The sequence below is a fragment of the Kitasatospora sp. NPDC001540 genome, from assembly GCF_042894345.1.
GTDB classification, from domain to species: domain Bacteria; phylum Actinomycetota; class Actinomycetes; order Streptomycetales; family Streptomycetaceae; genus Kitasatospora; species Kitasatospora phosalacinea_C.
Map to the genome: position 1 here is coordinate 212,619 of NZ_JBIAVO010000010.1, position 8,322 is coordinate 220,940.

General features: G+C 76.2%; 10 protein-coding genes (1 of these 10 cut by a window edge). 3 read left to right on the forward strand and 7 right to left on the reverse strand.

Annotation, left to right across the window (positions count from 1 at the left end):
* Positions 1-173, forward strand: the 3' end of a protein-coding gene (gene cydB, locus ACFY00_RS15360; RefSeq protein ID WP_388031414.1) for a cytochrome d ubiquinol oxidase subunit II. 1,102 nt of this gene lie to the left of the window's left edge; only the last 173 of its 1,275 coding nucleotides appear in the window; the start codon falls outside the window, past its left edge; the stop codon is at positions 171-173.
* Here cydB and ACFY00_RS15365 read toward each other — a convergent pair.
* The 4 genes from ACFY00_RS15365 to ACFY00_RS15380 form a co-directional block, all read right to left on the reverse strand.
* Positions 121-1,944 carry a glycoside hydrolase family 15 protein gene (locus tag ACFY00_RS15365; protein WP_388031417.1) on the reverse strand — a complete coding sequence of 608 codons (1,824 nt, stop codon included), beginning with the start codon at positions 1,942-1,944 and terminating at the stop codon, positions 121-123. The genes cydB and ACFY00_RS15365 overlap by 53 nt on opposite strands.
* Positions 1,945-2,062: 118 nt before the next feature.
* Complete coding sequence (locus ACFY00_RS15370) at positions 2,063-2,365, reverse strand: hypothetical protein (protein ID WP_388031420.1); 303 nt, start codon at positions 2,363-2,365, stop codon at positions 2,063-2,065.
* 6 nt (positions 2,366-2,371) lie between these two features.
* Positions 2,372-2,614, reverse strand: coding sequence for a hypothetical protein (locus ACFY00_RS15375; protein WP_388031422.1), 243 nt, complete (start codon positions 2,612-2,614; stop codon positions 2,372-2,374).
* Between the two features lie 149 nt (positions 2,615-2,763).
* Positions 2,764-3,264, reverse strand: coding sequence for a TspO/MBR family protein (locus ACFY00_RS15380; protein ID WP_388031424.1), 501 nt, complete (start codon positions 3,262-3,264; stop codon positions 2,764-2,766).
* A gap of 110 nt (positions 3,265-3,374) precedes the next feature.
* Here ACFY00_RS15380 and ACFY00_RS15385 point away from each other — a divergent pair, with 110 nt between their 5' ends.
* Together ACFY00_RS15385 and ACFY00_RS15390 are read left to right on the forward strand one after the other, a co-directional pair.
* Positions 3,375-4,607, forward strand: coding sequence for a PP2C family protein-serine/threonine phosphatase (locus tag ACFY00_RS15385; RefSeq protein WP_388031460.1), 1,233 nt, complete (start codon positions 3,375-3,377; stop codon positions 4,605-4,607).
* A 90-nt stretch (positions 4,608-4,697) separates the two neighbouring features.
* Entirely contained in the window at positions 4,698-5,870 is a 1,173-nt protein-coding gene (locus ACFY00_RS15390) for an amidohydrolase (protein WP_388031427.1), read from the forward strand.
* Positions 5,871-5,912: 42 nt separating this feature from the next.
* Here the strand turns inward: ACFY00_RS15390 and ACFY00_RS15395 are convergent, their stop codons facing one another.
* From ACFY00_RS15395 to ACFY00_RS15405, 3 genes are all read right to left on the reverse strand, one after another.
* On the reverse strand, positions 5,913-7,037 hold the full coding sequence (locus ACFY00_RS15395) for a glutamate--cysteine ligase (RefSeq protein ID WP_388031429.1): 1,125 nt from the start codon (positions 7,035-7,037) through the stop codon (positions 5,913-5,915).
* Positions 7,038-7,136: 99 nt separating this feature from the next.
* A complete protein-coding gene (locus ACFY00_RS15400; RefSeq protein WP_388031432.1) occupies positions 7,137-7,334 on the reverse strand; it encodes a hypothetical protein in 198 nt (65 codons plus the stop codon).
* A 139-nt stretch (positions 7,335-7,473) separates the two neighbouring features.
* Entirely contained in the window at positions 7,474-8,052 is a 579-nt protein-coding gene (locus tag ACFY00_RS15405; RefSeq protein WP_388031434.1) for a hemerythrin domain-containing protein, read from the reverse strand.
* Positions 8,053-8,322: the final 270 nt, after the last annotated feature.

Genomic DNA, 8,322 nt, shown 5'->3' on the forward strand with positions numbered 1-8,322 from the left:
GGGGGCCGCCCCCCGCCGCCCGCGCCCCGGGGCGGGCCGGCCGGGGGCGGCCCGCGGGGCGCCCGCGCCCGGCGGCGGGGGGGGCCCCCCCCCCCCCCCCCGCCGGGGGCGGGAGCCGTCTCAGCGGCGGTAGGCCCGGTCGAGCGCCTCGTCCAGGGTGGTCGCCGCCATGATCAGCGACAGGTGGGTGAACGCCTGCGGGAAGTTGCCCAGTTGCTCGCCGGACGGGCCGATCTCCTCCGCGAACAGCCCCACGTGGTTGGCGTAGGTGAGCATCTTCTCGAAGGCGTAGCGGGCCTGGCGCAGGCGCCCCGCGCGGGCGAGCGCGTCGACGTACAGGAAGGAGCACAGGCTGAACGTGCCCTCGGAGCCGCGCAGTCCGTCGGGGGAGGCGGCCGGGTCGTAGCGGTAGACCAGGCTGTCGGAGACCAGCTTGCGGTCCATCGCGTCCAGCGTGGACAGCCACACCGGGTCCTTGGCGCCCAGCAGGCCGACCCGCGGGATGACCAGCAGCGAGGCGTCCAGGGTGTCGCTGCCGTAGTGCTGGACCAGGGCCCGCTCCCGCTCGCTCCACCCGCGTTCCATGATCTGCTGCAGCACGGTGTCGCGGGCCTCGCGCCAGCGCGGGATGTCCGCGGGGCGGGCGAACTCCTCGGCGAGGCGCAGTCCGCGGTCGAACGCGACCCAGGTCATCACCCGGCTGAAGGTGAAGTCCTGGCGGCCGCCGCGGGTCTCCCAGATGCCCTCGTCCGGGCGGTCCCAGTGGTCGGCGAGCCAGTCGAGGGTCTGCGCGGCCGCCTGCCAGCCGTGGTAGCCGGGCTGGACGCCGAACTTGCGGGCCTCGGACAGCGCGTAGAGCGCCTCGCCGTAGATGTCGAGCTGCAGCTGGTCCATCGCGGCGTTGCCGGCCCGCACCGGGGCGGAGCCGCGGTAGCCCTCGAAGTGGTCCAGGACCTCTTCGGACAGCTCGGGGTCGCCGTCCACCCGGTACATGATCTGCAGCCGCTCGCCCGGCATGTCGAGCCGTTCCCGGAGCCGGTCGCCCAGCCAGCCGGTGAAGGCCATCGCCTCGTCGGTGAACCCCAGGTCGAGCAGCGCCCGCACCGACAGCGAGGCGTCCCGGATCCAGGTGAACCGGTAGTCCCAGTTGCGCTCGCCGCCGACCTGCTCCGGCAGGCCCATGGTGGCCGCGGCGACCAGGCCGCCGCTCGGGGCGTAGGTGAGCAGCTTCAGGGTGATGGCCGAGCGGTGCACCATGTCGGTCCAGCGGCCGCGGTACCGGGACTGACGGACCCAGCGCTGCCAGAAGTCGACGCTCTTCCACAGCTGTTCGGTGAGCCAGGGCACGGTGGGCTGCGACGGCGCCGCGCCGCCGGGGGCGCAGGTGGTCAGCACCATCCCGGCCTGCTCCCCGGCCTGCAGGGTCACCGCGCCGACCACGTCCGTGCCCTGCTGCTGCACCGGGAAGGTCGACCTGAGGTGGAGGGTGAGGTCCGGTCCGTGGAAGACGGCGTCAGCGCCGTCCACCCGGACCTCGTGCCGGGCGCGGCCGTAGTCGAAGCGCGGGGCGCAGTCGAACTCGAAGCGCACCGTCCCGCGCACGGTCCGGGCCAGGCGGACGACCGTGTGGCGGTCGCTCGCCCGGTCCTCGTCCTGCGGCAGCATCCAGTCGAGCACCTCGCCGACGCCGTCGGGCGACATGAACCGGGTGACCAGCACGGCGGTGTCCGGGTAGTACAGCTGGCGGCAGGTGACGTCGTCGCCGAGGTCGGGCCCGAGCCGGCAGTAGCCGCCCCGGTCGTGGTCCAGCAGCGCGGCGAACAGGCTCGGCGAGTCGAACCTGGGCGAGGCGAACCAGTCGAGGACGCCCTGCGAGGAGACCAGGGCAGCCGTCTGCAGGTCTCCCACGAGGCCGTGTTCGGCGATGGGCGGGTAGCGGTCCATGCGAGCTCCGTGGTGTGAGGCCCCCGTGGCGAAACTACCCCGAATGCCACGATTCGTCCCGGCGCGCGGCGGTCGACGACCCTGCGGGCGGGGCCCCTGCGGCCCCGGCCCTCCGCGCTCAGGGGCGGGGTGCCCGCCGGGTCCACGGGCGGTCGCCGCCCCGGCCGCGGGCGGCTCCGGCGGTGCAGCGGGGGCAGACGCGCTGGATGCGGTCGGCGGCGCCGCCGGTGTCCGGGCGGACGTCGGGCCAGGCGACGTGCGGGAACCGCAGGAGTTGCGAGCGGTGCAGGGACAGGCCGCACAGGGTCTGGTTGGTCCCCCGCTCCCAGGCGTGCGCCTCACCGGCGGGCAGGCGCCGGTTGTCCTCCTCGTCGAACCAGGCACCGGAGGCGGCCACGGCGTAGCCGGGCGTCGCGGGCACGGCGGCTCAGCCCCGCTGCTCGGGGGGCTCCAGGGCGCTGTCCTCCTCGTCGCGGTCGGCCTCGTCCCGGGGGTCGGCCTCGACGCCGGTGAGCGGGTCGCCGGCCGCCGTTCCGGTGCCCGGGTCGTAGCCCTCGCGGGCCGAGGCGGTCCCGGGGACGGTGCGCTGCCCGGCCCGCTGCTCGCGGCCGCTGGAGCCTCCCGGGCCGCCGGGGCCCGGGGCCGGGGTGCCGGGTTCGTGGGGTGCCATCGGATCCACCTCTCCTCAGTGGGCCGGGCCGCGCCGGTGCGGGGCGGCCGGTCGTCCGCGTCTTTCCCGCCTCCGGGGCCGGAAACGCCCGGACGGGCCGGGTCCCGCCGCCGGGTCCGCCGCCGTTTCACCGCCGTGCGGGACCGGGCTCAGCCGTTGCGGCGGGCCAGGGAGGCGCTGAGCGCGGTGGCGAAGAGGCACCACGCGGCGTAGGGGGCGAGGGCGGTGGCGGCCGCGGGGTCGCGGCGGGCCGTCCGCCGGATCAGGCGCAGGGTGTCGGCGTCCAGCAGGAGGCAGCCGGCGACTCCGGCGGCGGGGCTGCGCAGGCCGAAGAAGAGCCAGGTCCACCCGGCGTTCACCACCAGGTTCGTTCCGTACGCGGCGGCCAGGGCGGTGCGTTCGCGGCCGTCGACCCGGCCGAGCGCGTGCCCGGCGCTCCAGGCTATCGAGGCGTACAGCGGGGTCCACACGGCCGGGAAGACCCACGGCGGGGGCTGCCAGCGGGGCTTGTCCAGCGAGCGGTACCACGGGCCCGCCGGGCCGACGGCCCGGGCGCCCGCCAGGGCGGCGGCGGTCACCGCCAGGGCGGCTCCCGCGTACGGGGCCGCGCGTCGTGCCTTCGTCGAGCGGGTCGTCCACCTGGTGGCCATGCCCTCGCGTGTGCCCGGCGGGCGCCGGTCCATGCGCGGGGGCCGGTCGGGGCTCCCGCGCCTATCGTGGAAGCACCCCTCGACCGGAACCGGCGGCGTACGGCAGGTGGATCGTGAACGGACCCGTCATCGACTACCGGGGCGTCTTCCAGGCCCTGCCGGGCGCGGCCGCCCTGCTCACGCCCGACCTGGTGTTCGCGGACGTGAACGAGGCGTACCTGCTGCTGTCGGGGCGCGAGCGCGCGCGGGTGGTCGGCCGTTTCCTGTTCGACGTCTTCCCGGACAACCCGAACGACCCGGCGGCCACCGGCGTGCGCAACCTGCACGCCTCGCTGCGGCGGGTCGCGGCCACCGGGGAGCGCGACACGATGGCCCTGCAGCGCTACGACGTGGAGGACCCGGAGCGTCCCGGGGAGTGGCAGGAGCGGTACTGGAGTCCGGTCAACGTCCCCGTCCTGGGCCCGGACGGGGAGGTGGTGCTCCTGCTGCACCGGGTCGAGGAGGTCACCGAGCTGATCAGGGCCCGCGGCATCCGCGACAGCGGCCGGGCCCGGTCCCTGGGGGCCGAGCTGTACAGCCGGGCCCGGGAGCTCCAGGACGTCAACGAGCGCCTGCGCCGGGCCCACGCCCGGGAGCGGGAGGTGGCCCTGCACCTGCAGGCGGCGATGCTGCCCGCGCTGCGCCCGCCGGGCGACCACCGGGCGGCCGTGCGCTACCGGCCCGCCGCCGGTGCGCTGAACGTCTGCGGCGACTGGTACGACCTGGTCGACCTGCCCGAGGACGGGCGCACCTCGGTGGCCGTCGGCGACGTGGTCGGGCACGGGCTGCGCGCCGCCGGGGTGATGGGACAGCTGCGCAGCGCCCTGTCGGCCGCCTCCCGGGTCGCGGGCGGGCCCGCCCGGGCGCTGGAGGTGCTCGACCGGTACGCCCGTTCCGTGGACGGGGCGGAGAACACCACCGCCGTGTCGGTCTTCCTCGACTGGGCGGACCGCACCCTCGCCTACAGCAGCGCCGGTCACCCGCCGCCCGCCCTGTGCGGGCCGGACGGGTCGGTGGTGTTCCTGGACGGGGCCACCGACCCTCCGCTGGGCGCCCGGCCCGAGCACGCCGGGCGCCCCCAGGCGCGGGCCGCGTTCGCCGCGGGCTCCGTCCTCGTCCTGTACACCGACGGCCTGGTCGAGCGCCGCCGCGAGGACATCGACGCGGGCCTCGACCGGCTGGCCCGCTCGCTGGCCCGCCACCGCCGCGCCGCCCCCGGTCCGCTGGCCGACGCCCTGCTCGCCGACCTCGTCCCGCCCGCCGGGCTCACCGACGACACCGCCCTGGTCGTGCTGCGCCTGTGAGCGGGTCGGCGGCCTCCCCCGGGTGTGGGGGCGGCGTTGCGTGGCAGACGGGTGGACGGAACGGTCCGCGTCGAGCCCCCGGGAGCCGAAGTGCCACACACCCGAGACGAGTTGCACGTACGTGTCCGGGAGGCGGTGCGCCGCCGGTCGGACGAGGTGTGGGGGACGGCCCTCGCCCTGCACGCCGACCCCGAGTGCGCCTTCGCCGAGCACCGGGCCGCCGCCCTGCTGACGGGCGAGCTGGAGCGGGCGGGCTTCGCGGTGCGGCGGGACGTGGCGGGGATGCCGACCGCCTTCACCGCCGCCTCCGGCCGGGGCCGCCCCGCGGTGGCCCTGCTGCTGGAGTACGACGCGCTGCCCGGGCTGGGGCACGCCTGCGGGCACAACCTGATCGCGGCGGCCGGGCTGGGCGCGGCGCTGGCCGCCCGCGAGGTGCTGCCGGAGGACGCCGGGACGGTGCTGGCGGTCGGGACCCCGGCGGAGGAGGGCGGCGGCGGCAAGGCCCTGGAGGTGGAGGCGGGGGTGTTCGACGGGGTGGACGCCGCGCTGATGTTCCACCCCGGCGTCCAGGACTGGACGCACGCGGTGCTGACCGCGCAGGAGCAGTACCGGGTCGCCTTCCACGGCCGGGCCGCCCACCCGACGGGCGACCCGACGCACGGCATCGACGCGCTGGCCGCGCTGATCGAGCTGTTCAACGTGCTGTCCGCGCTGGGGAGGCGGCTCCCGGCCGCCTCCCACGTGCAGGGCATCGTCACGGCGGGGGGCACGGCGACGAACATCGTGCCCGACCTCGCCGAGGGGCAGTTCGGACTGCGGGCCGCCACCACCACCGAACTGGACGCCCTGGCGGCGCAGTTGCGCACCAGCGCCGAGGGCGTGGCCACGGCGACCGGCACGACGGTGACGGTGGAGCGGGCCACCGTGCGCTACGAGCACTTCCGCGACAGCCCGGCGCTGTCCGGGCGCTTCGCCGTGCACCTGGCCCGGGCGGGCATCGTCCTCGGGCCGCCTCGGCCGGGGGTGCTGCTGGGCTCCTCGGACATCGGCAACGTCAGCGCGCGGGTGCCCGCCGTCCACCCGTTCGTCGCGATCATGGACGAGGGCGGGTCCGACCACACCCCCGAGTTCGCGGCCGCCGCGGCCTCCCCCCGGGCCCGGTCGGTCCTGCGGTCCGTCACCGAGGCCCTGGCGTGCACCGCGGTGGACGTCCTGCTGGACGCCGGGCTGCGGCGGGCGGCGTGGGAGCAGCACGAGGGGTAGCCCTCCACCGGGGCCCCGCCCGCGGGGCCCCGGTGCGCGGGTTCACGCCATGGGGTCCGCGTCCGCTTCCCCGGAGGGCGTGCCGTCGGTGACGCTGCTGATCAGGTCGACCAGTCCGGCGCGTCCGCCGCGGCGCAGTTCGCGGCGCTGGCGGACCGCGCCGTTGCCCTCGGTGAGCAGGCGGCCCAGGAGGGGTTCGACCCACGGGGTGTCGCCGTGGCGGCGCAGGGCGGGGCCGAGGGTGTCCAGGACGCGGTCCAGCACCGCGGGCGGGGAGTCCAGCGTGCCGGTGTGCGGGTCGTACAGCCGCTCGGTGCAGCCGTGGCGGGCGGCGTACCAGACCGCGGCGGCCAGCGCCTCGTGGTGGGACGGGGCGGACGTCCGGGGCGGGTCGGCGAGCAGGGTGGCGGCGACCGCCCGGACCAGCCCGGCCAGCATCACGGCCTCGTCGACCCGGAGTTGGACGTCCATGGCCCGGATCTCGACGGTGGGGTAGCGCTCGGAGAGCCTGGCCTGCCAGTAGAGCTGGCCGGTGTCGCCGATCAGCCCGGTGTCGACCAGGGCGCGTATCCGGGCGTCGTAGTCGGCGGCGCCGTCGAAGTGCGGGGGCACGCCGCTGACCGGCCACCGGCTGAAGATCACCGTCCGCCAGTCGGCGAAGCCGGTGTCGACGCCGTTCCACAGCGGCGAGTTGGCGGACAGCGCGACCAGCAGCGGCAGCCAGGGACGCAGGCCGTCGAGGACGGCGACGCCCGCCTCGCGGTTCGGGACGCCGACGTGCACGTGCATGCCGGTGATCAGCTGTTCGTCCGTCAGCTGCGGGGCGTCCGCGTGGATGGTGCGGTAGCGGGGGGTGTCGCTGACCGGCACCGCCAGGCGGTCGGCGAAGGGCGCGGCGCCGCAGGCGGCCAGTCGGCAGTCGCTCGAGGCGGCGGCCGCGGCGAGGGCGCCGCGCAGCCGCTCCAGGTGGGCTCCGACCTCGTCGAGCGTGCTGCAGACCGGGGTGGCGACCTCCAACTGCGCCTGCAGCAGCTCGCGTTGCACCTCGTCCCCGTCGATCCCCGGCTGTTGGCCGGCTGCCTTCCGGACCTGCTCGGCCCGGGCCACCGGAACGCCGGTGGCGGCGTCCAGCAGCAGGTACTCCTCTTCCACACCCACGGTCACCATGTGCGGCGGCTACCCCCGGACGGGGCGTCCAACCGCGGTCGGACGCCCGGGTGCGCGGGGGCGGGGGCGGCCGGGGCGGTCAGGGGCGGGCCGGGCCGGTCAGGGATGGTCGGGCCGCTGCTCGGGCGGGGTGCCGCCGGTGCGGCCGCCGCCCTTGTCGCCCTTGTCCTGCCCGGTCGGGTGCTCGTCCTCCCGGCCCGGCCCTCCTGCGGTGTCCGCCTTCGCCGCGGCGGAGTCCTGGACGTTCGCGCCCTTGGCGCTGCGGCGCAGTTCCGATTGCTGCGGGTTGTTGCCCATGGCGTTCTCCTCTCCTCGCCGGGCGCCTGTCCGGGCAGCGGGGAGACAAACGCCGAACGCGGCGCGGCGGCCCGCGGCCCCCCGTGGGTACGAGGGGTCGCGGGCCGCCGCGCCGTCCGGACGGGCCGGGCGGGGTGCGTCAGCCGCGGTGGTCGGCGAAGGCGTCCTTGGCGCGGTCCAGCAGGGAGGCGAACGGGCCCACCGTCCACTGCAGGGCCGGCTTGCCGGCGGTGCCCGGGTGCGGGTGGGTCGGCGCGATCCGCTCGGCCGCGAGCAGGCGGCGGCCCATCGTCCGGCGCTGCTCCGGGTCGCAGGAGGCCAGCAGCGCGGGGAACTCCTCCTTCTCCTCGTGCTGCGCGTGGGCCTCGACCGCCAGCTGGAAGGCGGCCAGCTCGGCGTCGAACTCGGGGCTCGCCACGTCGAGCTTCTCCAGGTCCCGCAGGGCGCGGTTGGCCTCGGCCTCCTCCTCGTTGCGGGCCGAGACCTCGGACTTGCCCGCCGCGCGCTCGGCCGCGGGCCGCACCACGAGCTCCTCGCCGGTCTCGTGGACCGCCAGCAGCGCCCGCAGCTCGTCGAACGCCTGCTGCTTGTGCTCGCCCTGCGCGGCCCGGACGTCCGCGAACAGCTCGCGGATCCGCTGGTGCTGCGCCAGCAGGACGTCGACGACGTCCTCCTGCGGCGCGGTTCCGGTCCCCGTTGCGGTGGTCGTGCCGGTCATGGTCTGACTCCTCTCGCTACCGGATCGCTGTCCGCAGTCGTCTCACCGGCCACCCCGACCCCAAACCGCCCCATCGAATGTTGACTTGAGTTTCTTCTTGTTTAAAGATGATCGATCAGTCGAGTTGTTTAAAGATGATCGATCAGTCGAGCGGTGGATGTCGAAATTCGGAGGTCGAGGGCGCGGAGTTCGTGCGGGGCCGGATCCAGGACGCGGGCGAGGTGCTGGACTCCTCGTTCGAGGCGGTGCTGCACTTCGCGGCGTCCTCGC

Coding starts and splice junctions, on each gene's coding strand:
- ACFY00_RS15365 (WP_388031417.1), bottom strand. CDS start 1,944: ATGGACCGCTACCCGCCCATCGCCGAACACGGCCTCGTGGGAGACCTG.
- ACFY00_RS15375 (WP_388031422.1), bottom strand. CDS start 2,614: ATGGCACCCCACGAACCCGGCACCCCGGCCCCGGGCCCCGGCGGCCCG.
- ACFY00_RS15380 (WP_388031424.1), bottom strand. CDS start 3,264: ATGGCCACCAGGTGGACGACCCGCTCGACGAAGGCACGACGCGCGGCC.
- ACFY00_RS15395 (WP_388031429.1), bottom strand. CDS start 7,037: ATGGTGACCGTGGGTGTGGAAGAGGAGTACCTGCTGCTGGACGCCGCC.
- ACFY00_RS15400 (WP_388031432.1), bottom strand. CDS start 7,334: ATGGGCAACAACCCGCAGCAATCGGAACTGCGCCGCAGCGCCAAGGGC.
- ACFY00_RS15405 (WP_388031434.1), bottom strand. CDS start 8,052: ATGACCGGCACGACCACCGCAACGGGGACCGGAACCGCGCCGCAGGAG.